Origin of the sequence: Crocosphaera watsonii WH 8501 (assembly GCF_000167195.1) — a bacterium.
Classification (GTDB): Bacteria; Cyanobacteriota; Cyanobacteriia; order Cyanobacteriales; family Microcystaceae; genus Crocosphaera; species Crocosphaera watsonii.
Window position 1 is genome coordinate 18,919 of sequence record NZ_AADV02000009.1, and the last position, 24,102, is coordinate 43,020.

The 24,102-nt window shown below is 37.0% G+C and carries 27 protein-coding genes and 1 pseudogene; 12 read left to right on the forward strand and 16 right to left on the reverse strand.

Annotated elements, in window-relative coordinates:
* Positions 1 to 504: 504 nt before the first annotated feature.
* The 3 genes from CWATDRAFT_RS12165 to coxB all read right to left on the reverse strand — a co-directional run bounded on the left by CWATDRAFT_RS12165 (position 505) and on the right by coxB (position 4,133).
* A complete protein-coding gene (locus CWATDRAFT_RS12165; protein WP_007305317.1) occupies positions 505 to 1,122 on the reverse strand; it encodes a cytochrome c oxidase subunit 3 in 618 nt (205 codons plus the stop codon).
* A 183-nt stretch (positions 1,123 to 1,305) separates the two neighbouring features.
* Complete coding sequence (ctaD, locus tag CWATDRAFT_RS12170) at positions 1,306 to 2,973, reverse strand: cytochrome c oxidase subunit I (protein ID WP_007305316.1); 1,668 nt, start codon at positions 2,971 to 2,973, stop codon at positions 1,306 to 1,308.
* A 212-nt stretch (positions 2,974 to 3,185) separates the two neighbouring features.
* Entirely contained in the window at positions 3,186 to 4,133 is a 948-nt protein-coding gene (gene coxB, locus CWATDRAFT_RS12175) for a cytochrome c oxidase subunit II (RefSeq protein ID WP_007305315.1), read from the reverse strand.
* 244 nt (positions 4,134 to 4,377) lie between these two features.
* Between coxB and CWATDRAFT_RS12180 the strand changes: the two genes are divergently transcribed.
* Positions 4,378 to 5,157, forward strand: coding sequence for a hypothetical protein (locus tag CWATDRAFT_RS12180; RefSeq protein ID WP_007305279.1), 780 nt, complete (start codon positions 4,378 to 4,380; stop codon positions 5,155 to 5,157).
* 94 nt (positions 5,158 to 5,251) lie between these two features.
* Here CWATDRAFT_RS12180 and CWATDRAFT_RS12185 read toward each other — a convergent pair whose 3' ends face one another.
* Positions 5,252 to 5,623: a carbohydrate binding domain-containing protein gene (locus CWATDRAFT_RS12185; RefSeq protein ID WP_021831181.1), complete on the reverse strand. Its 372-nt coding sequence runs from the start codon at positions 5,621 to 5,623 to the stop codon at positions 5,252 to 5,254.
* A 133-nt stretch (positions 5,624 to 5,756) separates the two neighbouring features.
* Between CWATDRAFT_RS12185 and CWATDRAFT_RS12190 the strand changes: the two genes are divergently transcribed.
* The 3 genes from CWATDRAFT_RS12190 to vapC are packed head-to-tail and all read left to right on the forward strand — an operon-like array spanning position 5,757 to position 6,337.
* On the forward strand, positions 5,757 to 5,933 hold the full coding sequence (locus CWATDRAFT_RS12190) for a type II toxin-antitoxin system VapB family antitoxin (protein ID WP_007305280.1): 177 nt from the start codon (positions 5,757 to 5,759) through the stop codon (positions 5,931 to 5,933).
* 20 nt (positions 5,934 to 5,953) lie between these two features.
* Entirely contained in the window at positions 5,954 to 6,106 is a 153-nt protein-coding gene (locus tag CWATDRAFT_RS38520; RefSeq protein ID WP_198138978.1) for a PIN domain-containing protein, read from the forward strand.
* Positions 6,107 to 6,109: 3 nt separating this feature from the next.
* Positions 6,110 to 6,337 carry a type II toxin-antitoxin system VapC family toxin gene (gene vapC, locus CWATDRAFT_RS35800; RefSeq protein ID WP_422615051.1) on the forward strand — a complete coding sequence of 76 codons (228 nt, stop codon included), beginning with the start codon at positions 6,110 to 6,112 and terminating at the stop codon, positions 6,335 to 6,337.
* A 49-nt stretch (positions 6,338 to 6,386) separates the two neighbouring features.
* On the opposite strand, the gene CWATDRAFT_RS12195 is transcribed toward vapC, so the two are convergent.
* On the reverse strand, positions 6,387 to 7,568 hold the full coding sequence (locus tag CWATDRAFT_RS12195) for an NHL repeat-containing protein (protein WP_007305313.1): 1,182 nt from the start codon (positions 7,566 to 7,568) through the stop codon (positions 6,387 to 6,389).
* Between the two features lie 174 nt (positions 7,569 to 7,742).
* Between CWATDRAFT_RS12195 and CWATDRAFT_RS12200 the strand changes: the two genes are divergently transcribed.
* The 3 genes from CWATDRAFT_RS12200 to CWATDRAFT_RS31725 all read left to right on the forward strand — a co-directional run bounded on the left by CWATDRAFT_RS12200 (position 7,743) and on the right by CWATDRAFT_RS31725 (position 11,511).
* Positions 7,743 to 9,335 (forward strand): gamma-glutamyltransferase family protein, encoded by a 1,593-nt coding sequence (locus tag CWATDRAFT_RS12200; protein WP_007305283.1) that lies wholly within the window; start codon positions 7,743 to 7,745, stop codon positions 9,333 to 9,335.
* A gap of 370 nt (positions 9,336 to 9,705) precedes the next feature.
* Positions 9,706 to 10,488 carry a hypothetical protein gene (locus CWATDRAFT_RS31720; RefSeq protein WP_050018354.1) on the forward strand — a complete coding sequence of 261 codons (783 nt, stop codon included), beginning with the start codon at positions 9,706 to 9,708 and terminating at the stop codon, positions 10,486 to 10,488.
* Positions 10,489 to 10,668: 180 nt separating this feature from the next.
* Positions 10,669 to 11,511 carry a mechanosensitive ion channel family protein gene (locus CWATDRAFT_RS31725; protein ID WP_007305285.1) on the forward strand — a complete coding sequence of 281 codons (843 nt, stop codon included), beginning with the start codon at positions 10,669 to 10,671 and terminating at the stop codon, positions 11,509 to 11,511.
* A gap of 193 nt (positions 11,512 to 11,704) precedes the next feature.
* On the opposite strand, the gene CWATDRAFT_RS12210 is transcribed toward CWATDRAFT_RS31725, so the two are convergent.
* From CWATDRAFT_RS12210 to CWATDRAFT_RS33520, 4 genes and pseudogenes are all read right to left on the reverse strand, one after another.
* The gene (locus CWATDRAFT_RS12210) at positions 11,705 to 13,189 is read right to left on the reverse strand and encodes an IS1380-like element ISCwa5 family transposase (protein ID WP_007305312.1); all 1,485 of its coding nucleotides are present in this window, start codon (positions 13,187 to 13,189) and stop codon (positions 11,705 to 11,707) included.
* A 149-nt stretch (positions 13,190 to 13,338) separates the two neighbouring features.
* Positions 13,339 to 13,689, reverse strand: coding sequence for a hypothetical protein (locus CWATDRAFT_RS38525; RefSeq protein WP_007305311.1), 351 nt, complete (start codon positions 13,687 to 13,689; stop codon positions 13,339 to 13,341).
* 161 nt (positions 13,690 to 13,850) lie between these two features.
* The gene (locus CWATDRAFT_RS12220) at positions 13,851 to 14,057 is read right to left on the reverse strand and encodes a CopG family antitoxin (RefSeq protein ID WP_007305310.1); all 207 of its coding nucleotides are present in this window, start codon (positions 14,055 to 14,057) and stop codon (positions 13,851 to 13,853) included.
* A gap of 4 nt (positions 14,058 to 14,061) precedes the next feature.
* Positions 14,062 to 14,259: pseudogene (locus CWATDRAFT_RS33520) on the reverse strand (BrnT family toxin); the annotation flags it as partial.
* Positions 14,260 to 14,482: 223 nt separating this feature from the next.
* On the opposite strand from CWATDRAFT_RS33520, the gene CWATDRAFT_RS12225 reads away from it, so the two are divergent.
* Both CWATDRAFT_RS12225 and CWATDRAFT_RS12230 read left to right on the forward strand, forming a co-directional pair.
* A complete protein-coding gene (locus CWATDRAFT_RS12225; protein WP_007305286.1) occupies positions 14,483 to 15,436 on the forward strand; it encodes an alpha/beta hydrolase family protein in 954 nt (317 codons plus the stop codon).
* A gap of 493 nt (positions 15,437 to 15,929) precedes the next feature.
* On the forward strand, positions 15,930 to 16,577 hold the full coding sequence (locus tag CWATDRAFT_RS12230; protein ID WP_232287084.1) for a class I SAM-dependent methyltransferase: 648 nt from the start codon (positions 15,930 to 15,932) through the stop codon (positions 16,575 to 16,577).
* A gap of 92 nt (positions 16,578 to 16,669) precedes the next feature.
* On the opposite strand, the gene CWATDRAFT_RS12235 is transcribed toward CWATDRAFT_RS12230, so the two are convergent.
* The 6 genes from CWATDRAFT_RS12235 to CWATDRAFT_RS12260 form a co-directional block, all read right to left on the reverse strand.
* Positions 16,670 to 16,870 (reverse strand): hypothetical protein, encoded by a 201-nt coding sequence (locus CWATDRAFT_RS12235; protein WP_007310562.1) that lies wholly within the window; start codon positions 16,868 to 16,870, stop codon positions 16,670 to 16,672.
* Between the two features lie 51 nt (positions 16,871 to 16,921).
* Positions 16,922 to 17,509 (reverse strand): type IV pilin-like G/H family protein, encoded by a 588-nt coding sequence (locus CWATDRAFT_RS12240; RefSeq protein ID WP_007305308.1) that lies wholly within the window; start codon positions 17,507 to 17,509, stop codon positions 16,922 to 16,924.
* Between the two features lie 228 nt (positions 17,510 to 17,737).
* The gene (locus CWATDRAFT_RS12245) at positions 17,738 to 18,634 is read right to left on the reverse strand and encodes an alpha/beta fold hydrolase (protein WP_007305307.1); all 897 of its coding nucleotides are present in this window, start codon (positions 18,632 to 18,634) and stop codon (positions 17,738 to 17,740) included.
* A gap of 245 nt (positions 18,635 to 18,879) precedes the next feature.
* Positions 18,880 to 19,116, reverse strand: coding sequence for a 50S ribosomal protein L28 (gene rpmB, locus CWATDRAFT_RS12250; RefSeq protein WP_007305306.1), 237 nt, complete (start codon positions 19,114 to 19,116; stop codon positions 18,880 to 18,882).
* Positions 19,117 to 19,263: 147 nt separating this feature from the next.
* Positions 19,264 to 19,899 (reverse strand): peroxiredoxin, encoded by a 636-nt coding sequence (locus CWATDRAFT_RS12255; RefSeq protein ID WP_007305305.1) that lies wholly within the window; start codon positions 19,897 to 19,899, stop codon positions 19,264 to 19,266.
* A 129-nt stretch (positions 19,900 to 20,028) separates the two neighbouring features.
* Positions 20,029 to 20,817, reverse strand: coding sequence for a class I SAM-dependent methyltransferase (locus tag CWATDRAFT_RS12260; protein ID WP_042711472.1), 789 nt, complete (start codon positions 20,815 to 20,817; stop codon positions 20,029 to 20,031).
* 119 nt (positions 20,818 to 20,936) lie between these two features.
* Here CWATDRAFT_RS12260 and CWATDRAFT_RS12265 point away from each other — a divergent pair, with 119 nt between their 5' ends.
* From CWATDRAFT_RS12265 to CWATDRAFT_RS12275, 3 genes are all read left to right on the forward strand, one after another.
* Positions 20,937 to 21,956 carry an N-acetylmuramoyl-L-alanine amidase gene (locus CWATDRAFT_RS12265; protein ID WP_007305288.1) on the forward strand — a complete coding sequence of 340 codons (1,020 nt, stop codon included), beginning with the start codon at positions 20,937 to 20,939 and terminating at the stop codon, positions 21,954 to 21,956.
* A gap of 140 nt (positions 21,957 to 22,096) precedes the next feature.
* On the forward strand, positions 22,097 to 23,092 hold the full coding sequence (locus CWATDRAFT_RS12270; RefSeq protein WP_007305289.1) for an ImmA/IrrE family metallo-endopeptidase: 996 nt from the start codon (positions 22,097 to 22,099) through the stop codon (positions 23,090 to 23,092).
* Positions 23,093 to 23,112: 20 nt separating this feature from the next.
* Complete coding sequence (locus tag CWATDRAFT_RS12275) at positions 23,113 to 23,790, forward strand: hypothetical protein (protein WP_232287085.1); 678 nt, start codon at positions 23,113 to 23,115, stop codon at positions 23,788 to 23,790.
* Positions 23,791 to 23,815: 25 nt separating this feature from the next.
* Here the strand turns inward: CWATDRAFT_RS12275 and CWATDRAFT_RS12280 are convergent, their stop codons facing one another.
* Positions 23,816 to 24,082 (reverse strand): YciI family protein, encoded by a 267-nt coding sequence (locus CWATDRAFT_RS12280; RefSeq protein ID WP_007305303.1) that lies wholly within the window; start codon positions 24,080 to 24,082, stop codon positions 23,816 to 23,818.
* Between the last annotated feature and the right edge of the window lie 20 nt (positions 24,083 to 24,102).

Below are 24,102 nucleotides of genomic sequence, written 5' to 3' on the forward strand. Positions count from 1 at the left end.
GAGTCTTAGAAGTAGAGCTTATGAGATCCACGATCTCGCCGAGGAAGCTCGCGGAGGTTTCCTCCGCAAGAGCAGGTCTTGCTTTCGAGGTGAGTTCCTAACCCCGGTTGCTTCTGACAAGCAACATTATACATAACCATCACACTTGATCTATCTCGTCCATTTTCGCGCGTTGCAATGATTACAGACATGATAAATTAGCCCAATCTTTGTGAACCGTTCCACATTTAGGACAACGTTGTGAAGGTTTAATTTTCCTAGTAGGAAGAAATAAAGCTAACCCACCTTTTGCTTCAACTTTATAGGTAATCATTTTGTTGAGAGTGCCAAAACCTACATCTAAAATTGACTTATTAAGTCCAGCTTTTTGACGTTTTCTTTCCTGAGTAGTTACGAATCGATTTGAACTTAGGTTTTTGAGACAAACCTTAACTATCAATTAATATTATACAAAAAATCCCCAACTGCAAAAGTTGGGGTAATTCAAAATTATCTCAAATTGATTTACAGTAAATAAACTAAGATAAAAAGAATGATCCAAATGACATCAACAAAGTGCCAGTAAAGTTCCGCTGCTTCTACACCAAAAAAGGACTCACTGCTGTAGTGTCCTGGTTTACGAGAACGCCATAAAACAGCTAGGGTTAATAATAGTCCAAAGCTAACATGAAGACCATGAAACCCTGTTAAAGCGTAGAAAGAACTGGCGAATAAATTGGTAGTTAAACCCATCTCCAAATGGAAATATTCATACATTTGGCCGATGAGGAAGATAACACCCATAACCGCAGTAATACCAAACCACAGTTGTAAACCAGAAACATCATTTTTCTTGATAGCGTCTTGTCCTTTGTGCATAACAAAACTGCTAGTAACCAGGATCAGAGTATTGATTCCAGGTAATAATAATTCTAGTTCTGGAGTGCCTTCTGGTGGCCAAACAGGAACCACAGTTCTATAGATTAAAAAGGCCGCAAATAAGCCCATAAAAATAGAACTTTCTGCCACTAAAAACAGAGCAATACCAAATAGTCGATGATCGGGATGTCCCCCGTGGCCACCGTGATGCCCACCTTGTTCGGGAACCGTTCCTTGAGGTTGTTGAATAGCTGATCCTTGCATAAGAAATTGAAACGTTGAAATGATGTAATGACGGTTGAGTTCGATATAAGGAAATTGATAGACAACTTGTCAAAATTAGGAGTTGCAAAACAAGATTCAAATCCTAACACCGAACTCAGCTTAATGATAGTTGAAAAAGAGCGGTAGGGGCTTAATCTTATTAAGCCCAGAGTACCAGAAAAACTACTTAGAATTAGCTCCAACTTCCGCTAATATGTCTTCGACACTTTCCTCAGCATCAACCCCTTCGGAGTCGGTACCATAATCATAAGGACCAGCCCATAAAACTGGTTCTTCATCGAAGTTTTCAATAGCAGGGGGAGAAGAGGTTTGCCACTCTAAAGTAAAGGCACGCCAAGGGTTACGGCTTGCTTTTTCCCCTTTGGTTAAAGAGACGAACATATTAATCACAAAGGGAAGACTAGACAGGGCTAAAATATACGCACCCAAGGTACAAATTTGGTTCAAAGGTTGAAACTGAATGTCATATAAAGCAATACGACGGTTCATCCCTAATAACCCTAGTTCGTGCATGGGTAAAAAGGTGATATTTAAGCCAATGAATAGCAGGATAAAATGAGCTCTACCCAAGGTTTCGTTAATCATTCTACCCGTCATTTTCGGGAACCAATGATAGAACCCGGCAAACAGTCCCATTGCTGCCCCACCAAAGAGTACATAATGGAAATGTCCCACCACAAAATAGGTGTCATGGACATGGATATCAAAAGTAACAGAAGATAACATTACTCCCGTTAAACCACCTACTAAAAAGGTAGCAATGAAACCCACACCAAAACACATAGCGGTGTTGAGGTTGAGTTTTCCGCCCCAAATAGTTGCACACCAGCTAAAGATTTTAATCCCTGTGGGAACCGCAATTAACATGGTGGCAGCCATGAAAAAGATCCGCAACCATCCAGGAGTTCCACTGGTAAACATATGGTGCGCCCAAACAATTAAACCCAGGAAACTAATGGCTAAACTGGAATAGGCGATCGCCCGATAACCAAAAATAGGCTTACGAGCATGAACCGGTAAGACATCAGAAATCACCCCAAAGAAAGGCAAAATCATGATATATACAGCAGGGTGAGAGTAGAACCAGAACATATGCTGGTAAACAACAGGATCACCCCCTCCTGTGGGGTTAAAGAAGCTGGTGCCGGCGATTAAATCGAAAGATAATAGAACTAAAGCAGCAGCTAGTACAGGGGTGGATAAGAGGATTAAAGCAGAAGTTGCCAGCATAGACCAACAAAATAGAGGCATACTGTGCAAGTCCATACCTTCAATACGCATCTTAAAGATGGTGGTGACAAAATTAATTGCCCCCAAAATGGAGGAAGTCCCCACCAATAAGACACTCAAAATCCAAATTTCTTGTCCCCAAACCCCACTAATTAAACTCAGGGGTGGGTAGGAAGTCCAACCAGACTGGGCGGCACCACCATCCACAAAGAAACTGAGGAGTAATAAAATTCCTCCAGGAGGTGTTAACCAAAAAGCCACAGCGTTGAGGGTGGGAAATGCCATATCATCAGCCCCAATCATCAGAGGGATCAAATAATTGGCAAAAGCAGCCCCGGCAGGAACGATCCATAAAAAGATCATGATTGTGCCATGCATAGTCATGAACTGGTTATACAGGGCCGGGGTAACGAAGTCGGGATCGGCAGTAGCTAATTCTGTGCGAATAACTTCAGCAAAGGCCCCACCGATGAAATAGAATGCGAAGGACGTAACTAAATATTGAATACCAATCACCTTATGATCGGTACAAAAAGTGAAGTAGTCCGTCCACTTCCTTTGTTGGTGTTCCATGTGGGTTGATTCGACGGTTATTGTCATAGAAGGTTTATCAATGATTGCGATCGAGTTGGTAAAACAGGTGCAGAAAAGACCTTATGTTAAAGGTCTAAATGAGAAGTCCAGTACCAGTTGGTAGTTAATAGACCCTACAAGGGCAGGGAACATAAAACCCTTGATTTCTACCTCAGAAATTCAGATTGTAAAGTTAGAATGGGGTTTCTCTCTCTCTAGGTGGCGACTTCTTTTCAGGGTTAAAAAGCGTGATCGGAATTATGGTTAGCTAATTCAGCAACCATGTTATGATTCATACCCATTTCTTCGGCATAAGGGCTGAGAAATTCGGGATCGCTCATGTTTTTCGGGTCAACTAAAGCGGTTTCTCCCATATTGGCTTCTTGTACCGGTTTATTAGCTTGTTCCCATTCAGCATAAGCTTCGGCACTATCTACATGAAGCACAGATTTCATACCCCCGTGATAAGCACCACAGAGTTCGGCACAAATGATGGGATAATCTCCTTCACGGTTAGCTGTAAAGGATAAAAATGCTTCTCTGCCAGGAATAGCGTCTTGTTTTAAGCGCAGTTGGGGAACCCAAAAGGCGTGGATTACATCCCCTGCATCAATATTCAGTTGCACAGGGCGATTAATAGGAGCATGGAGTTCACCAGTAATGATTCCTGTTTCGGGATAGGTGAAAATCCAGGCGTATTGAATACCTTTGACATCCACCATAATGGCAGGGTTGTCTTCTGTCGCAGATTTACCAATCCCCAAGGCAATTCGATGCTGTTGATCACCCATGGCGATTTGTTGGGGAGCCGTATCTTTGGAAATAACGGGATCTAGTCCCCCCATATTGTTGTACGCTTCAAAAGTGTACAGCGCAAGTATGAAGACAATAACGGTGGGAATAGCAGTCCAGAGAATTTCTAAGGGAACATTCCCTTCAATGGGAGGACCGTCGCTAGTGTCCCCTTTACGACGACGAAATTTAATGACACTGTAAACTATAACTCCTTCTATCAGGAGAAATAGTCCCGTTGCAATGGTCATCATAAAGTTGAATATATTGTCTACCTGTTGGGCATCTTCAGAAGCAGCCACCGGCAATAGGCCATGGTTTTGACCGTACCAAAGACTGACTAATGTAATGACGATACCAACGAGTAAGGTGATAATGTTACTTGGAATCTTCACAATGGTTCATGGGTTAGACGATTACCTATCTAACAACGGTAAGGCAAACTTTTAAAAATGATTGGGTTTTTTATCACAGATTTAAGGATCTTTTGTTTTTCTTTACAATTAAACCAAATGTAAGTTGATGTAAAGTGATAAAGATAATCTTAAGAAATGAAGTTTTTAGCTTTTTTTAAGATAATAATTATAACTTTGCATTAGGATAGGAGTGATAGGCTTTAAATCTAATTACACTTAAACAATGGCAACAACTGAAACACAATTAAATTTAATTACTAATGTTACGGGGGAACCCTATCAACCTGCTAGGCTCTATTATTACGTTACTAATAAAAAAACTGTTTTGGGGGTTTTTAAGAAGTTAAAATGTCTGAAGTATTATGATAAGAGCGATCGCTGGTATTGGTTGTATGAGGAAGAAGCGAAAAAAATTCGTTTTCAACAGTCTTATAATAAAATTCCTAAACAAGATCGACCTCTTCCCTTAGCTTATTTTCAGTTTATTAGTGATAATTTAATGATCCTAGAAGCTCGTTCCTTTCAACGGGTTATAGAAGCAGTAAAATTCTTTAATACTAGACTTAATTGGCGCGCTGCTGAACCTGTTAGACTAGGAATTGTTAATAAATTATTTGGTTGTTCTCCTGACGAAACTCCTCAACCTCCTAATTCTTTTGCAGAGTTTTTTGATCAGGAAGATGTTGTTGTTTATACCCCCGAAGAGTTAGAAGAAGAAATTGAAGAGGTTATTGCTCAATATGAAACAGAAGAGGAAAAAGATAAAGCAGTGAGAGCTTATATGGAAGAAAAATCTAAACAACCTTTACCGGAAATTGAAGAGATTGCTGTTAGTCTTCATGAAGAAGGATTATCTATTTTAGAAATTGCCTTGAGAATGAAACATATTGAAGCTTGGGAACATTGGCAGGGAAATAAATATTTTACTCAGTATGATTTAATCCAAAGTATGATAGAAAATATGCCAGATGATCAAGAAGAAAGTGAGGATAATTTAGCATAAGAATAGATCATTGTTATTATTCATTAGAATTCGTAGGGACATAATACTATTATGTCCTGATATTTTGTCGCTTATCATATATCATTACTGCTTGCTATAGATGGTAACAATCGATATTTACTGTAATTATAATGTTAATTGTTTGAGCAAGACCTCCGACATTAGAACCGGTTTTAAGATCAGGAGAAAAAGTACCAAAGGGTGTTCTTACTCCAAATCCATTACTATCACTAATCCATGCTACAAATGGGTTTGTGGTTGTCCAACCAGGAATAACAGTAGAACCATTACCCAAGGGCATAAAACCTGCCCCGTTATTGACAAATGTGCCATTAATATTCTCAAAACTACCATTTTGAATTAAATTCATAGCTTGAGAAGGTGCGATCGCTAAAGCATTTATTGTCACAATGGAAGAGGCGATCGCTAGTTTAGATAAGTAAGACTTACCCTCGGAAAATTTCATTAGTTTTGTTAACAACATAGCAGTAGGATTCAATTGGCTGTGCTATGCTTAGCATTCCCAATTTTGTGGCAATTGTTAACATTTTGTATAATATTGATATAATTTTCCCCATATTACAAAGTTTAAATTTATCATGAAAACTAACATTATCATTGATGAGCAGTTAATAGCTGATGCCTTAAAAGTAACTGGTTTAAAGACAAAAAAAGAAGTCATAGAAATGGGGATTAAAACGTTAATTGATTTAAAAAAACAAGAGCAAATTAAACAATTTAAGGGTAACTTGAAATGGGAAGGAGACTTAGAATAAATGAGGCTTAATAAATGATTATGGTAGATTCGAGTGTTTGGATTGATTACTTCAATGGTTATGAGACTCCTGAAACCACAAAACTTGATTTATGGCTAGGAATTCAGCCCATAAGTATTGGTGATATTATTCTCACAGAAGTTATACAAGGTTTTCGGAATGATTCAGATTAGAGCATAGCTAAAAATTTACTCACTTCATTGACAATTTTTGATTTATTGGGTGAAAATATGGCTATCAAAAGCGCAGAAAACTATCGTCAGTTACGCAAGCAAGGAATAACCATTAGAAAAACGGCTGATGTAATTATCGCTTCTTTCTGTATTGAAAATAATCTACCATTGCTTTTTTCGGATAAAGATTTTGTCCCCTTTGTTACATATTTGAACCTTCTCCGCGCCTAGATAAAACCAGTTCGTGGCACAATAAATAAAGGTTAATCAAATAAGCGATTTAAAAACCCCATAATAAAACACGGTTGTTACCAGAGTCAGCAATAACTGCCGTTTCACCACAAACGGTAATACCATAGGGCCAGCTTAAACTTTGACGAGTTGGGCCACCATAGGAACGGTTTTCACTCTTGCTACGAAAATGAGATTGTCCCGTTAACCCTTGCGCTACTTTCCCCATCATTAACTCATCAGTCCATCCTACCAGGCGAGAATTAGCCGTGTCAGCAGACATCAACCATTTACCCATAACCGCGACACCATAGGGCATACTGAGGCTGCTAGGGGTGGGAAAATAGCCTCCCTGGTTCAACTCAGCCCCTTGAAAGTTACTTTGTCCCAAAACCATACCACAGGGGGTATTATTCTCAGTAGGTATTCCTTCCCAAATCATTAAACGGTTATTACCAGCATCGGCCAAAACTAAGTGATCTTGCCAAATAACCAAGGCATGGGGCCAACGCATACTACTCGCAGTGGGACTATCTCCCCCATTTTCATCCCGTCGGTTTATCTCTACCTGTCCCAAAACATAGTCTGCTGGTTGTCCGTTACGGGTGGGTAGTTCGTTCCACACCAATACCCGACGGTTGCCAGTATCCGCTACAAATAACCGTCCTTGATGATACATTACCCCATAGGGCCAGTGCATTCTATCGGCCGCCGTGTCCATTTGTCCTCGGTTAAGCTGGTTATGATGAAAGTCTGCTTGTCCTAAGACGATATCCGCAGGAATATTATTATTTTCAGGCAATTTTTTCCAGATTAAAACCCGATGGTTCCAGGCATCAGCTACGGCTAAACCTTCCCCACAAACACAGATCCCTGTAGGAACACTCACAGTATTAGCTTGGGGGGTTCCTTTAGCATTTTGTCCTTCATGGGAAAAGTCCGGTTGACCGATCACCCAGTCTGCCGGTTGACCGTCGGTTTCGGGGCGATGTTTCCACCCTAACAAGCGATGATGTCCCGTATCACACACCCATAATGGACCATCTTCGGCAACTAAACAAGCCCCTCTTGGGCCAAACATAGTGGTAGGAGAGGGTTCCAGGGGTATAACTAAACTTTCGGCGGTTTGTTCACCCAGGATAATATTCGCCCCATGAGGAGATAATATATCCATAAATGTTTCATCTTTGGGGGTGTCAGCAGTAGGATTAATTTTTAGGGTGGTTTCCATCAATTTTTATGATTTCTGTTTCATTTGCCGTCAATTTTATGGCAGGAATTAAAATGAAGGATAAATTATTAGAGTTTTTTTATATAAGGTTTCTCGGACTCATGAGGTACACCTATATCCGAACTCCGAATTCCGAACTCCGAACTCCGAACTCCTATTTATCTATTAATTATCATGCAGTTTAATCTTAATGCTTATCCTTATGCTTCTCAACGTCGTGTTATTTTAGCTAAAAATTGTGCGGTTGCTACCAGTCAACCCTTGGCAACTTTAGCAGGAATAGAAATGTTTCAATCTGGAGGAAATGCGGTTGATGCAGCTATTGCCACTGCTATTACTTTAACCGTAGTTGAACCCACTTCTAATGGGATTGGTGGTGACGCTTTTGCTTTAGTTTGGGATGGAAAATTACAAGGTATTAATGGCTCAGGAAAAAGCCCGAAAAATTTACCATTATCAGCTTATTCTAGTTTAGAAAAAATGCCAGATATTGGCTGGTTAACGGTAACGGTTCCTGGGGCAGTTTCTGTCTGGTATGAGGTTTGGCAACGGTGGGGAAAATTACCTTTTGAGCAGTTATTTGCCCCTGCCATTCGTTACGCTAGAAATGGCTTTCCTGTTTCTCCAGTAACCGCAGAAATATGGCGACGCAAAGAAGTAGTTTATCTCACGAAAAAAAGACCAGAATATCAATATTTTCAACAAGTTTTCTTTCCTAAAAAACGCGCCCCAAAAGCTGGAGAAATTTGGGGAAGTGTTCTCCATGCTCAAACATTAGAAGAGATTGCCAACACAGGAGGGGAAAGTTTTTATAAGGGAAAAATAGCTGAAAAAATAAACAATTTTGCAGCAGATACAGGAGGATATATAACCTCTGATGATTTAGCGATTCATACTCCTTTATGGGTTGATCCTATTGCTACTAAATATAAGGAATTAGAAGTATGGGAAATGCCCCCCAATAGCCAAGGAATTGCCGCTTTAATGGCTTTAAATATTGTGGAAGGTTTAAATATTGAACAATACAAACGAGATTCTGTAGATAGCTTTCATTATCAAATTGAAGCAATGAAATTAGCTTTTGCTGATGCTTATGCTTATGTTAGTGATCCTGATTTTATGAAAGTTACTAACAGTAATTTATTGGAGAAAAATTATGCAAAACAGCGTCAAGAATTAATTAATAATCAAGCTATACCTTTAGCTAACCATGGAATACCACAAGGAGGAACCGTTTATTTATGTACAGCAGATGCAGAGTTAATGGTTTCTTTTATTCAATCAAACTATGATACTTTTGGTAGCGGAATTTTAGTTCCAGAAACAGGAATATCCTTACATAATAGAGGCTCAGCTTTTACCTTAGAAAAAGGTCATTCTAATCAAATAGCAGCCAATAAACGTCCTTTTCATACGATTATTCCTGGCTTTTTAACCAAAGATAATCAACCTATTGGCCCCTTTGGCGTAATGGGTGCGCCCATGCAACCCCAAGGACACCTACAAATGGTGGTTAATTTAACTGATTATCAAATGAATCCTCAAACTGCTTTAGATGCACCTAGATGGCGATTTCTAGAAGGAAATAGCGTACTTTTAGAAATGGGTGCATCCCCCGAAATTATTGCAGGGTTAAGAGAACGAGGCCATGATGTTAAATTAGCCCCTGAAACCATGTTTGGCAAAGGTCAAATGATCTTAAAAAATAACGGTGTTTTAATCGCCGGTTCCGAACCCCGTGCCGATGGTTTAGCATTAGGTTATTGAACAAAATTAGAAGCGTAATTGATAATTTATACTCAATAAATATGTATTATATCAGAAAAAGTGCTGCTCAGTATTAAAGTAATAAAAATATAAATCTTGACAAGAATATAACTTTCGTTTTTTAATCATTGAACTTAGATGAAATTATATGCTATTATGCTGATTGTTAACGGTTATTAATTTTAGTAGTGGTCTGGAAAATTAGTATGCAATACCTAAAAATCTGTTAGCGAGAGATAGCATCTACGGGACTACGTATTATGGAATTCGAGCTTAATGAGATTCGTAGTTTCCTTGGCATGACAATTAAGGGTACAAAAATTTATTAATAAATTTTTGTACTACTACATAATAATTAACAGAATCGTCTATGAATCATATAATTTTAGTCAGATTTCAAACACTGGTGATAGCAGGAATGGTATCAATCGTGGCAATATTAAGTCCTCCAGGATTTGCCCAAGAACAAGAAGAAGACTCAATTTTAATTGAATCAACTATCACTGGGGATGTTGATCCATCTCAAGCGGTTACGGTGGAAGACCTTAAGATTCCAGTGGATCAACTAGAGTTATTAGTGAAACCATTGAGCCTCGAAGAATTACAAACAGAGGCCGCAGCTTGGTTCCTGTTGCTCAAAGATAAAGCTGTAGAAATTAGTACAACAGAGATTGCCATCAAGCGAGAAAATCAAATCATTAAAGAGGGAGAAGAGGCAGACGAAGCTGTTAACAAAGCGAGAGAAGAGTTGGCTAAAGCTGAGTCGGCCTTGAATGAAACGACCTCTGGTACACCAGAATATGAAAAAGCAGTTGAGGATGTGGAAGCAGCTAAACAAGCTCTCAGAGAGGCTGAACAAGATATAAAGGAAGCTGTTGAAACGGAGAAAGAATTAAAGCAAGATGAAGAATTAGAAAAAACTTTACAAGAGGCAGAACTTGAACAGCAAATTACCTCTGCTCAGAAAATATTCCTAGAAGCGGAAAAAGAGATAGCTAAACTTACACAGGGATCGGCAGCTTACAATGAGGGGATGGAAAAAATTGATGTCTTAGCAACAGCCTTATTAGAGTTAGAGTCGGCTGAGAAAAAGTTAGAAAGTGCCGTGCCTGACTCCCCTGAGTATAAACAATTAGAAAAAACTCTTGCGTAACAGAGAACTAAAGTCATCCAAGCGGGAGAAGCGGTTTCTCAAACAGGTTTAGCCCCTTCAGCTAAAAAAGAGGAATTTTTACAAGACCCGAAAGACTCTGAAACCGAGTTAAAAAATCAATTAGTAGTTAATGTAACCGAGTTACAAGGGGAACAAACTGCTATTATTGACCGTTTAAATGTGGTTTTAGATGCGTTAGGAAACAAAGGTGGGGACACACAATCCTATCGCAAATATATCGACGTGGTAAGCGGTATTGAGATAAATGTTACAGATACAGAAGGGTTGATAGTGCGACTGGTTAGTTGGCTGCAATCAGAAGAAGGGGGTATCCGTTTGGGACTCAGTATTGTTAAGTTTATTCTGATTATCAGCGTGTCTATTCTTGCTGCTCTTATCTTGAAAAAGCTTGTCAGAACAACACTCAGCCGAGTTGGTGGAGTTTCTAACTTATTTCTTGACTTCATCGTGATGACCACAGAACGTGGGGTGATGGTGGTTGGCTTTCTGATGGGATTAACGAGCTTAGGTATTAGTCTGGGTCCCTTACTGGCCTTGCTTGGTGGGGTCAGTTTCGTCTTAGCCTTTGCTTTGCAAAGTAATTTGGGCAACTTCGCCAGTGGTTTAATGTTGCTCATTTATAAGCCCTTTGATGTGGGCGATCTCGTCTTAATTCCAGGCACCAACGATAAAGGGTATGTCAGAGCTATCACGTTAGCCAATACCTCTTTTGATCACTACACTGGCAAAATCGTCACCTTACCGAATTCAGAAGTTTGGGGATCGAGAATTGAAAATCTCCTACCTGGTGAGCATCGATTGATTGAGTTTCTCTTTATTCTTAGTTCCAATGATGATGCACGCAGGATTAAAGAAGCTTGGGAAAAAGCTGTTGAAGCTCATCCAGGAATTGACAAGGAAAAATGGTCTATGAGCATACCTTATATCAGTCCAAGTTCTGGGAGCTTAATCCCGGATTTCTCACAAATTAATTTGAAAGCCCAATCCAGAGATGAAAAATGATAATTTTTAGGACTAATAGAAATTTTGAATATAGATGAATAAAAAAATTGACTTTGATTATCCAAAAATTGAGTTTAAGAGGGAATAATTATATTAACTTTTGATTTTCTCCACGATAAATAAGACTAAATGAAAGTATCAGTCAGTCAACAACTTATGATAGATATCTTTTTTAAAAAACAACTTATTCTACTTATCCAGTATTAGGAATAGTTTTAATTCTTTTGTTAGCAATAGACAAAATATCTTGATAAGGACAAGCACTAGCTATAGCGATAATAATTCTTCTACAACTAATCTTTATTCTGGCTCCCAACTTAAGAAGATTTAGACGTATTCTTCCCACAGTTGCTTTAGCCAATGAAGTTTTTTTAAAACAGTGTTGACGAAAAGCATTTATGAGAACATAAGCCCAGAAATGTATCCATAATCTTAGTTGATTACTTTGAAATGTTTGAGTTGAAGTTCTATCAGCTAACAAGTCTAATTGTTGTTCTTTAATCCGATTTTCCATCTCGCCTCTCGGACAGTATTTTTTTGTATAAAGTTTTGAGGGTGGAATTTTTGAAGCGGGCAAAGATGTCACCACATGGCGCATTTTTAAGCCATCACTTCCATAACAAACTTTTGTCACTACTCTTCTTTGACAACTCCATGACTTTTCTGTTTTATAACGAATAGAGCGATACCAAGTAGAAATTGGTACTAATTTTTTAACTTCTTCTAAATCTTCTTTTTTCTGAAATAAACTATCCATTAATTCAGTTATTGGAGCTAGTTTTTTTTCATATTCATGTTTGGCTTTTTCAATTACATCATCCGCTCGTAACTTAAGAACGCCATTTGTTCCCATAGCTATAACATAATCAACTAAAGGCTGATTTTCACAAAAATAGAAGATTTCTTCACGGGCATAGGCACTATCACCCCTAACTAGGATATGAGTCTCTGACCATTTTTCTCTAATTAGTCCGATAATTCTTTGTAATTCGTCTAAGGCTCCATCGGCTGGATCTACATTAGATGAACGAAGTTTAGCAACTAATAAATGATGCCCACAGAAAATATATAAAGGAGCATAACATACTCCGTGATAATAACTATTAAAAAATGCCCCTTCTTGATTACCATGTACTTGGTCATCCGTGACATCCATATCTAATATAATACTTAAGGGAGGTTTTTTATAAGACTCTAAACAAAATTCGACAAAAGATTTTTCAATGGCTTCAAAGTTGGGTTCTATTTTATGATAACGACTCGTTTTTTGGTCGAGAATAGTCTCAGGACAATATTCCAATCTATTAATTGTACTTTTTCCAGCTAACCATCCCTTTTTATCTTCAAGTTCATTAAGCTTTTCTAAAGCGATCTTAAGGGCAGGATCGTGACGTAATTTATCATGGTCATTGACATCTTCATAGCCTAAAATAATTCCATAAAGCCTTTGTGCTAATAACTCATGAACGGAATGATCTACATAATATTGATGACGATGATCTTGAAAACAGTTACCAAACTTCTCGGTAATTCCCAGTTTTTTATCCAACTCAGCTATCCAGACAATCCCCGCATCTGAAGTGATTAGTCCCCCATCAAAATTAGCGATTATTTCTTTTCCTTTCTGTTTACTAAAGTTGATTACTTGACGAGGGGTTCGGGGATGACTGGGACTCATTAAATCAGTTTAAGGTAAATTGCTTTAATAATTAAATTATAGCATATTTTATTCTAACAATCTAGTACTATTAGAGATTTTATTAATAATTTTTTTGGAAAAATGAGTGATTGATTTATCTTTTCATCTTTGTCTAATTCGGGTTGATTTTAACTTAAAATCTGACAACAGACTGTTGGTTGGGGAAATCTGCGATCGCTCTGTTCAAACCCACTTCCTGTAAGGCTTCTGTGTTTGGCGATCGCAGATTTTGTGAGAAATTCGGGGTTATTATTAGCAGCATTTCCAGTTAGTCCATTAATCAGTCTTGAGGAGTTTAGACGACCCTCATATCTATAATTACCACCATCAGTGATGCTAGTAATGGCACCATTTCCACCCCAAACCGTGGCTGCAGCAGAAGCTTTTTCGCTAAAACCAAAAGTTAATGCCGCTAGACAAGCTGAACTCACTAAAGATGTTATGATAGCTTGATTTTGGCGTTTGTTAGTACAAATCATTTTATAAACTGAGTATTGTTATATATGTATAATTACACAAAAATATTTTTAAATCAATGTTATGCAGTTCATTGTTTCTAGTAAACTAAAAAATATAAGGTATTTTTTTAGTTGCTATAGCTGATATAGTAATACACTTTATAACTCAGTAATTTTTATGATTAAGAAGACAGTTCTCGCTGATTGATCACACAATCTTGAAGATATAGAGCGATTAACTGTTGATAGCAAATTCCTTTTTCTTGTGCTTTTTGATCAAAATATTCTATTATGTCATTACCTAGAGATAAGGTTACTTGTTGCTTAAGTTGTTTTGCATAGGGGTTGGGACGACGTTTCATGTTAGCAAGATCATATTCTGGTTTCATGATATTATCCTCGATATTCTTGACTTTCTTTTTTGGTTGCTTTTCGGGCTGATATAATTCTAATGATAGAGTCTTGTTCTCGAAAACAATGCACAATTAGTAAGATTCGCATTTTTGAGCTTTGACCAAGTAGTAAAAATCGCTCCTCCCCATTAGAATGATAGTCATCCCAAAATTGAATAGCATTATCATCATAAAATACGGTTTTAGCTTCTTAAAAAGAAACACCATGCTTTTTTTGATTAATTTTGTCTTTTGCGTAATCCCACTCAAACCGTAATTTATTCATATCTATATTATAATCTAAAGGATTTTATTTTTGAATAAGCAGATAAATATTTTATTCATGTTTTTGCTACTCTATTTCTTAAAATAGACTTTTATGCTAAGCTAACATGACGATTGACTGAATAAAAGCTAATTATATGGAACAATCTACCTACTTTACTTCAAAAAATACTAAGATTAGAGGAACTTTAACCCTACCTGATAACATCAATAAACCACCTGTTTGTTTATTTGTGGGTGGTTCTTTCCCTCAAACCCGTGACGGTAATTTAGATAACTCAAAAAAAGACTGGTTTCCTGTTACTTTACCTGACAGAAACTTGTTTAAAGATGAAGCAAAATTATTTAAAAAATTAGGTTATGCTACCTTTAGATATGATAAAAGAGGGTGCGGTGAAAGCGAAGGAGATTGTGATCATGTTGGTCTATTTACTTTAGTTGATGATGCTAGAGAAGCTATAAAATGGTTAAAAACTTTACCTGAAATCGATAATAATAGAATTGGCATTTTAGGACAAAGCGAAGGTGCAGTTATCGCTTTGATGTTAGCTGCTGAAAATTTAGATTTAGCTTTTTATATTTGGCAAGGAGGGGTTTATAATAACCTAGAAACTATTTTAAAATGGCAACGGGATAATTTTTGGAAGTTAGAACAAGATGCGATTGAAAATTTTAAGAATACTTTTCCCTTGATGTATTGGGTTTACGTCAAAACTGATGAATTATGTGATAAAATTAAACAAGGAAATACTAATCTAACACTGGGTGATGAAACTTGGTCTAAAGAATTGGATTTTCTGATCTGGAAACAACATTTTGATTATCCTCCGTTTGAGTTTATTTCTAAGGTAAAATGTCCTGTTTTGTTGTTACATGGAGACTTAGATCATAATACACCCCATACAGAAGCATTATTAGCAACAGAAGCATTAAAAAAAGCAGGAAATACTCAAGTTAAAACCCATATTTTCCCAGGTTTAGATCATAGTTTTCGACGACTAGGAAACCCCGATGAAGACTTTGTAACAGCTATGAAACGACCTCTTGATCCTGAAGTTACCGAAGCGATAAGACAATGGTTCAGCAATTAACAGTTAACAATTATTATAATTTATAATAGTAGGGTGGGCAAAGTCAAAGTCTATTTTAAACAATTTGAAAATCGGAGTATTTTTTGCCCACCGGACAGTGACTTGAATTTAAAATTGATAATTTATGATTTATGATAGTAATGTGGTTGGTGGGCAAATTGAAAATTATGTGAAATGATTTGATAATCTTTCTTTTTTTGCCCACCCTACAGTGACTTGAATTTAAAATCTAGAATTTATGATTTATGATAGTAATGTGGTCGGTGGGCAAATTGAAAAGTATTTGAAATGATTTGATAATCTTTCTTTTTTTGCCCACCCTACAGTGACTTGAATTTAAAATCTAGAATTTATGATTTATGATAGTAATGTGGTCGGTGGGTAAATTGAAAAGTATTTGAAATGATTTGATAATCTTTCTTTTTTTGCCCACCCTACAGTGATTTATGTCCTATTTTTGTGAATTATTATGAGTGACGAAAATCTAAACCCATTGCGTAAAAAACTTGAAAATTTAGTTACAGAGTATCAACAAAAAAATGATTTTACTGGATGGTTTGAAGATATTTATACCGACGCATTAGGAAACCCTGAACAGGTTCCTTGGGCAAAAATGCAGCCCCATCCTTGTTTAGAAAACTGGGTAAAAATAGCCAATATAACCAAGAAAAAAGCTTTAGTTATTGGTTGCGGTTTAGGAGATGATAGCGAAATTTTAGCTCAATATAAGGCTAATGTTACAGCTTTTGATATTGCACCCTCATCCATTGAATGGTGTCAAAAAAGGTTTAATAATAGTTCCGTTAATTACTTAGTTGCTGATTTATTAAACTTAGATAATAGTTGGAAAAACAGTTTTGAGATCATCTTTGAATCAAGAACTATTCAAGCATTACCGATCACTATTAGAAAAGAAGTTATAGAAGCGATCGCAACCTCGTTAAAACCAGGAGGAACCTTATTAATTGTAACTCGTCTTCGAGATACAGAAGACACGATTGATGGTCCACCCTGGCCAGTTTCCGAAGCAGAATTATCACAATTTTCTGAGTATGGTTATCAAGAAATTAACCGTATTCCTTACATTGATACTAATAACCCATCCGTTAAACAAGCATTAATAGAATACCAAAGAAATTGAAGATTAAAAAATTAGCTCGTAGGGTGGGTTAGGTGCGGATTTGATTTTGATAAAAACATCATAAGTTTTTATCCGCATCGTAACCCACCATCTTAACAGAAAAAATGATTCAAGAAACCTGAAAATAACTTTAGTTCATCCGGTTCTTGATAATGGGAAGGTAACAACTCAACTAACCCTTTTTCTAAGGTTTCTAAGACAGTATCAATGTCTTGACGTTTGGGATGTTTAACTTGAGGAAATGATAAAGGTTCCCCAAAACGAACAGTTAGGGTTTTGCGATAATTTGACACTCTCCCGATTTGCACTCGGGAGAGTGTCAATTAATGGTACAAAGTGCATCGTTATCGGTTATTGGCAACTGGTACAGTAGAGTCTGCACAGCTTAAGGATAGCTCAGTGCTTGAGCTTAAATCTTTGGGTCTAGCGACTTTAGGATCGCCGGGCCGTCTGCGTCCTGTTTCTTTGGTTTGACAGATAATTGTGACAATTTCCCCTTTCTGAGTCTCATTATCTTTGGCTTTTTCAGGAGACTTCATGAAAACACCCCCAACATACCCTGTCAGTTTGTTAGCGATGGGATTGTCAGACGGTTGAACGTAAATGTAAGCACCTTGAAAACTGGTGCGAACAGCGTAATTAAAGGTAGAAGGCAAAGTTAGGTTATGATCTTCAGCTATCTTATCAATAACAACCTCAAATTCCCCATTTTCTTGGTAATACGAGCGTTGTGCGGCAGTCATCTTGGTGATGATTTCCAGGGCGGTTGCTTGAGCTTGTTTCACCTGTTCCTTTTCGCTCAACACTGGTTGTTGTTCAATCTTTTCTTCTGCTTGGGTTTGAGCAGGGATTGCAACTAAACTTGTTCCTAATAATAAACTGGCTACAGTTGCGGTTAACCATCTCTGTTTGTTTGTTAATGCTTGGACCATTGTTTGCTCTCCTTATTTAAAATTACTTGGCTAATGGCTTCGATTGAAACAGACGAAAGTAAAAAATACGGTAAAACCACCCTCTATTGATATCATTTTTATTGTTTTAGATAATGAAGGTGGAACGGACAAAATCCATCTACTATTAATGAATTTTGACCTATATAGATATGAATTGTTCCACCTCAAGGAAAACTATAGTTAAACCCTGTCGTTAACAAAGGGGTTTTATTGAAAAAGAAGAGAGTTTAGCCAGTTTAAAATTAATTCATTGACTTGTTGTGGTCTTTCGTCGTGGGGACAATGGCCAGCGTTTTCGATGGGATGAAAAATGGTATTCTGTCCATTTTCTGCCCGTTCCTGGTAAATTTTTGACCCAGCAATAGGAGTCCAAGGATCATCACTTCCCCATAAAACCAAAAGAGGTTGGTTGATGTGGGGTAATAAACTGTTAGGATGGGGCCCAGGAGGAGCAGTTAATACCGAAGCAAACACTTTTTGCGCCCCAGGATCACAAGAGGGTTCATAGAGAATGTCGACTAATTCATCAGTGACTGCGTTGCGATCGCTATAAACTTGGTGAAGGGTGCGACGAATGCGGTGTTTTTGACGAATACGGTTAAAAATAAAGTTTCCCGTCAGGGATGAATTGACTAATTTCGTAAAGCTTCCCATAATAAATCTGAGGGGAAGATTCAACTCATCGGGACGATGGTTCAAGCCACCGGCACAGTTAATTAAGACACCCCCTTGACTAATCTGGGGATAATCAGCCAAAATCATTAATACTAATAAACCACCGATGGAGTTGCCTACAAAAACTGTTGGTTCATTGATATGGTCTTGCCAGAAATCTTTAATTAGATCCCGCCATAATTCTATGGTATAGTCTAATGGAGGTTTATCGGAACCCCCAAAACCCAATAAGTCTAGGGCATAAACGCGATAATTTTCTTGGGCTAAATGAGAAATATTTTTGCGCCAATGACCGAGGGATGCACCAAAACCATGAATCAATAGTAAGGGTTTTCCTTGTCCTTTGACGGTATACTTGATGCGATGACCTTGCCAATACCAATAGTAGGTTTCTAGGGGTTTGCTTGATGAGGATTCTGTAGTGATCATGAGCCGTTTATTAAAAGGTTATAAAATGTTATCTTTATTACCCATAATATAACTCATTTTGCCAAAAATGTATAAAAAGAGAACTAACGAAGTCAGATTTTTCTCACTCCTAAGTTGACAATATTAGTAAACAAGCGGCAGAATAAAATAAGATGACAATAATTTTACATGACAAAACACAAGCAATTGAATAGGGGATATTATTACTAAAAAATCCCTCCCCAATTCAATAATATCTGCTAAGATTACATTTTATTCAAGTTAATGCCAGCCTCTTTGGCCATAGCATTTAACCCTTTCTTTTCTAGGGTCTTAATGGCTTTGGTGGATAGACGTAACTTAACCCAACGGTTGCCTTCGGGCCACCATACCCTTTTCCATTGTAAGTTAGCTTCTTGTAATTTTTTGGTGCGACGGTGAGAGTGGGAGACCGCAAAAGCATTATTCGCTTTTTTGCCAGTGAGTTGACATCTACGGGACATTTCTAACCTCCTAGTTGATACAATCTGGTCTGATCTTTAATAGTAGCAAACTCTGGAAGGGTTTTCTGTCACATCAGACAAAATAGAGGTCAACACTTCGACTTCCCTCAGTGTTGACCCCAACAAGGCAAGAAAACAAAAATAATCCTATTTATTGGGTTGAGGGGTCATGCGTAAATAGGGTTTAACTTCTGTAACTCCCTTGGAAAACTTCTGTTTTGCTTCTTCTGTGGAAATGGAGGGAACAACCACACAATCATCTCCATCTTTCCAGTTAGCAGGAGTAGCCACTTGATGGTAATCGGTTAGTTGTAAAGAATCAATTACCCGTAAGATTTCATCAAAATTACGTCCTGTACTAGCAGGATAGGTTAAACTGAGGCGTAATTTCTTGTTAGGGTCGATAATAAAGACAGAACGAATGGTGAGATTATTCAGGGAGTTCGGATGAATCATCCCGTATAAGTCCGCTACTTTGCGATCGGGATCGGCAATAATAGGATAGTTAACGGTGGTGTTTTGGGTTTCGTTAATGTCATTAATCCAACCTTTATGGGAGTCCACGCTATCCACACTCAAGGCTAGAACCTTAACGTTACGTTTTTCAAATTCCGGTTTAAGACTGGCTACTGTGCCTAGTTCTGTGGTACAAACCGGTGTATAATCGGCAGGATGGGAGAAAAGAACAACCCAACTGTCTCCAGCCCAACTATGAAAAGAAATAGAACCTTCGCTGGTATCTTGGGTAAAATCGGGTACTGTGTCACCAAGTTGAAGAGCCATATTTGTAACTTCCTATACAATTTCAAAGCAGTAACTACATTATTATCACGAGAATTTAGGAATATAGTTAAATTTTATACATTTATAACAATTGTCAGTGATCAGTGAGCAGTTACCAGTGATCAGTTATTATTGCAAACGACAAAGATAATAAAGCCACATATCACTGCAAGAGATTCTATCATGGTTTGTAGTTAGTTCTAAGCCGTTTTTCCAAGAATAGACTTTAATATCATTAAATATTGGTTCTAGTTGTTTAATTTGTTCTGAGGCACGAATATAATAAGTTCTGAGACGAAAATTATGGGATTCATCCCGAAGAATTGCATAACTATTTTCTTTGATGCTTTGATAACTAATCCCACCATTAAAACCACGCAAAAAAGCAAACATAACCAAATCAATGTATGTTTTAAAAATATTTAAACTCAGATGAGATTGCCAATTAAATGATTGTTCTATGGCTTGAAGATTATGACTAGAAAAAAAGAAATAGGCTCCAGATTTACCTACACGATTAATTTCTTGTAATACTTTTAATCTGTCTTCATGGGAAATATAATCAATACCGTTGAAACTAAATAAAATTAAATCAAAAGAATTATCGGCAAATTGACTTAATTTTCTAGCATCTCCTACTATTAATTTTATGGAGGGATAATAAGGACTAAATCTTTGTTGACAAGCTTCAATCATACTAGAAGAATAATCCACCCCAATATAATCTTTAACCAGAGGAAAAAAATGTTTTGTCGTCCGCCCTCCTCCTACCCCTAAATCAAGCATTTTCATGTTTGACAATTGATTTCTAAGCAGCTTAATCAGGGTTTCTTCTGCTGGCTGTAATTGCTGTAAATATTGATAATAATTAACCACATCTGAGGTTGAATAAGTCTGAAAATTTTTATCTTTAATCATATTTAATACCATCTTTTACATTGCACTGTTTCCTATGAATAAGAACAGATTTCTAATTTTTACCTGCTAAAATCATCAGAATAAACTAATTTAAAACCATAAACAAAGTGGGGTGAGGAATGAAACTACTAAAAAGTTTTTTATGGGGACTGCTTGTTTCTCAAACCGTAGGAGTTGCTGTTGATGCCAATGATCTCGAATATTGGGACTTTGATGTTCGTCAAAATAGGGTAGAAATCGTCACAGAAGAGGGGGTTAGACCCAAAGCTTCCATGATTGCTAACCCCACCCGTCTCATTATCGATTTACCTGGGGTTAACTTAGGAAAACCAAGCATTTCCCAAGATAAGATCAGTGGTTACGTCAAAGAGGTTCGAGTTGGCCAGTTTGATCCTTATACCACTCGTATTGTAGTGGAATTGGGGGAAGAATATTCTATGCGTCCTTGGGAAGTGAAGGTGCGCAGTTTAGCAAATAACCGTTGGTATGTGCAGTTATCGGACTTTCAACCCCATTCTGTCTATTCTTTGCCAGCTGAAGAGGCACCGGTTGCTATTATCGTACCTTTACCTAAACCAGGTGGTCCGAGTTATGGGAGTCGTGGCCGTTATACGGTGGTGATCGATCCTGGCCACGGAGGGCGAGATCCTGGGGCGATCGGATTAGGGGGATTGCAGGAAAAACGGGTGGTTTTGTCGATTTCGGCTGAAGTTGCCAAAATTTTAAGGCAACGGGGTTTTAACGTCGTTATGACCCGTTCTGGGGACTCTTTTGTCTCCTTGAGTGGACGGGTACAAAAGGCGGAAAATAGTAACGCCAATGTGTTTGTTAGTATCCATGCTAATGCGGTAGGGGGTAATAAAACTCAGGTGAATGGTATGGAAACTTTTTATTTTTCTTCTGGTTATCGTTTAGCTTTGAGTATCCATCGTAATATTGTGCGCGGGGTGACTATAGCTAGAAATAGGGGTGTGAAACAAGCACGGTTTTATGTGTTAAGAAAAACCTCTATGCCGGCCGCTTTGGTGGAAGTTGGTTTTGTTACGGGTAGCGTGGATAATCGTAATTTAAACAGTGCTAGTTATCGTCAGAAAATGGCTGAGGCGATCGCTGATGGGATTACGGAATATTTACGATAGAATATCAGAAGATGAAATAAGCAGCAATTAAGATAGACTATCAAAAGAAAATATCAAGTTTTATGTAGCAGATAGTCTAATTTAAGTAATATTATACTAATGTATAAAGCATTGTCTTTCCCAAAAAGGAGGGTAAAAAAATGGGACAAACCCTTACTATGTCAGCCCTCTATAAAAAACTGACTACATTTGGACTCAATAAAAAATATATCCGAGAATATGGTTTACCGAGTTGGTGGGATGATGAACTTAATGATAAACCTTTTGCTGTGTTAGAGGGGGCGGGTTACATAGCTGATAATTTCAATATAGATTTAAAATCCTTATTAACCCCTGGAGAAGAGGTTAAATTTAATACTTTACCTCTTCCTAAATTTAAACAGCATAACAGTAAAAATAAAGAACATCCTCATCTTGCTCAAACATTGGCTAGTCGGGTAGCTGAATTAATTTCCTATGGGAGTAATATTGAATATAAGAACTTAGCTAATGATGCTCAAATGATTAGAGAAGAAATTTTAAGTAATCATAAGACAGTTAGTTTAGAATCTCTTTTAGATTATTGTTGGAGTAAAGGCATAGCAGTGGGATATTTTAATAATTTTCCTAAGAAAATTAAGAAATTTGCTGGATTAATTCAATGGCAAGAAACTTTTCCCGTTATTATTCTTAGTGCAAAACATACACATAGGGCAAAATTTACCTTTGACTTAGCCCATGAATTAGGACATTTAGCATTAGGACATTTAGAAAAAGGGGTTTTAGTTGACGAAGAAATTGAATTTAATTCTAACGATAATGAAGAACAACAAGCTAATGAATTTGCTGTTCAATTATTGTTAGATAAGTATGATAACCACTTAGGGAAACATAAATTTCAAAATGCTGAACGTCTTACTCGATACGTTTGTAAAATTCTTATTCCTAAACTTCCCAATATCCAACCAGATGCAATCATTCTTAACTATGGATGGCATAATAAAAATTGTTTTCGTCAAGCTATGGCTGCTTTAAATATACTAGAAGTGTCAACTGATGGACAAAAACTTATTAATAAGTATTTAGCAGATAATTTAGACTGGGATATGTTTAGTGATGAAACCTATGAATATTTAGAGAAAGCTTTAGGAGTTTAAAATTGCCAGGTTTTTACTGTTTGGATAATGACATTATTTTTAAACTTGCTACTTATGATCTTTTTAATGATACCCTTCAATCTCTTGATATTGAAAAAAATCATATTTATATTCTTGACATTTTTAAATACCAGTGCAGGAAAAAAATTAAGCGTGAGAGAGGGAATAAACCTAATAATATTGAAAAATATGATAGAAAAAAAGCTTTAGATATCACCAAAAATTATCAAACTATCTCAGAACGAAATCTTATTGATTTTGAGCAAAATATTTATACTAAATTGATAGACTATAGTAAACTAAATCAGCAGGGAAATAATAAAATTGATAAAGGAGAAGCTATTTTAATTAGTTATGTCTGCTCTCTTAATCAACAGGAAAATGATAATTATTTATTAACAGGAGATAAACGCTGTTTAAGAGCATTGAGGAATTCAGGAATGACTGATATTATAGAACGTCTTCAAGGTAGAGTATGGTGTTTAGAACAACTAATTTTGAAAAATATTGAACAATTTGGCTTTAACTTAATTCAATCTAAAATTTACCAAAAAAATAATTGTGATATGAACATAAAATTTATCTTTGGTTATAGTGAAACAGCATCAGAAGATGAAGTTACAGAACTTTTAAAACAAGAAATTATAGACTTAAAAAAGGAAACAAGAAACCTCCTGTATCCTTATCCCGATGATTAAGCAGTTACAAATTATCAGTTATTATTTATTCAACAACAACACACCATTCGTGTAATTCATATTTAACACAATGGTTAACAATTAGGGGATCTTGTTTAACGATCGCTTGTGCTTCTTCTAAGGAATCTGCTTTAAATAATAACATTCCTCCCCCATATTCTCCCCAATATCCCGTTTTAGCTTCGTGTCCTTCGTTAATTAATTCTTGGACATATTGTTTATGATCAGGGACATATTGATCAAATGTCTTCTTGTCGACAATTCCTGCTTCAATTTTAGCAAACCAAGCCATAGTAAAAATAAAAATAATTA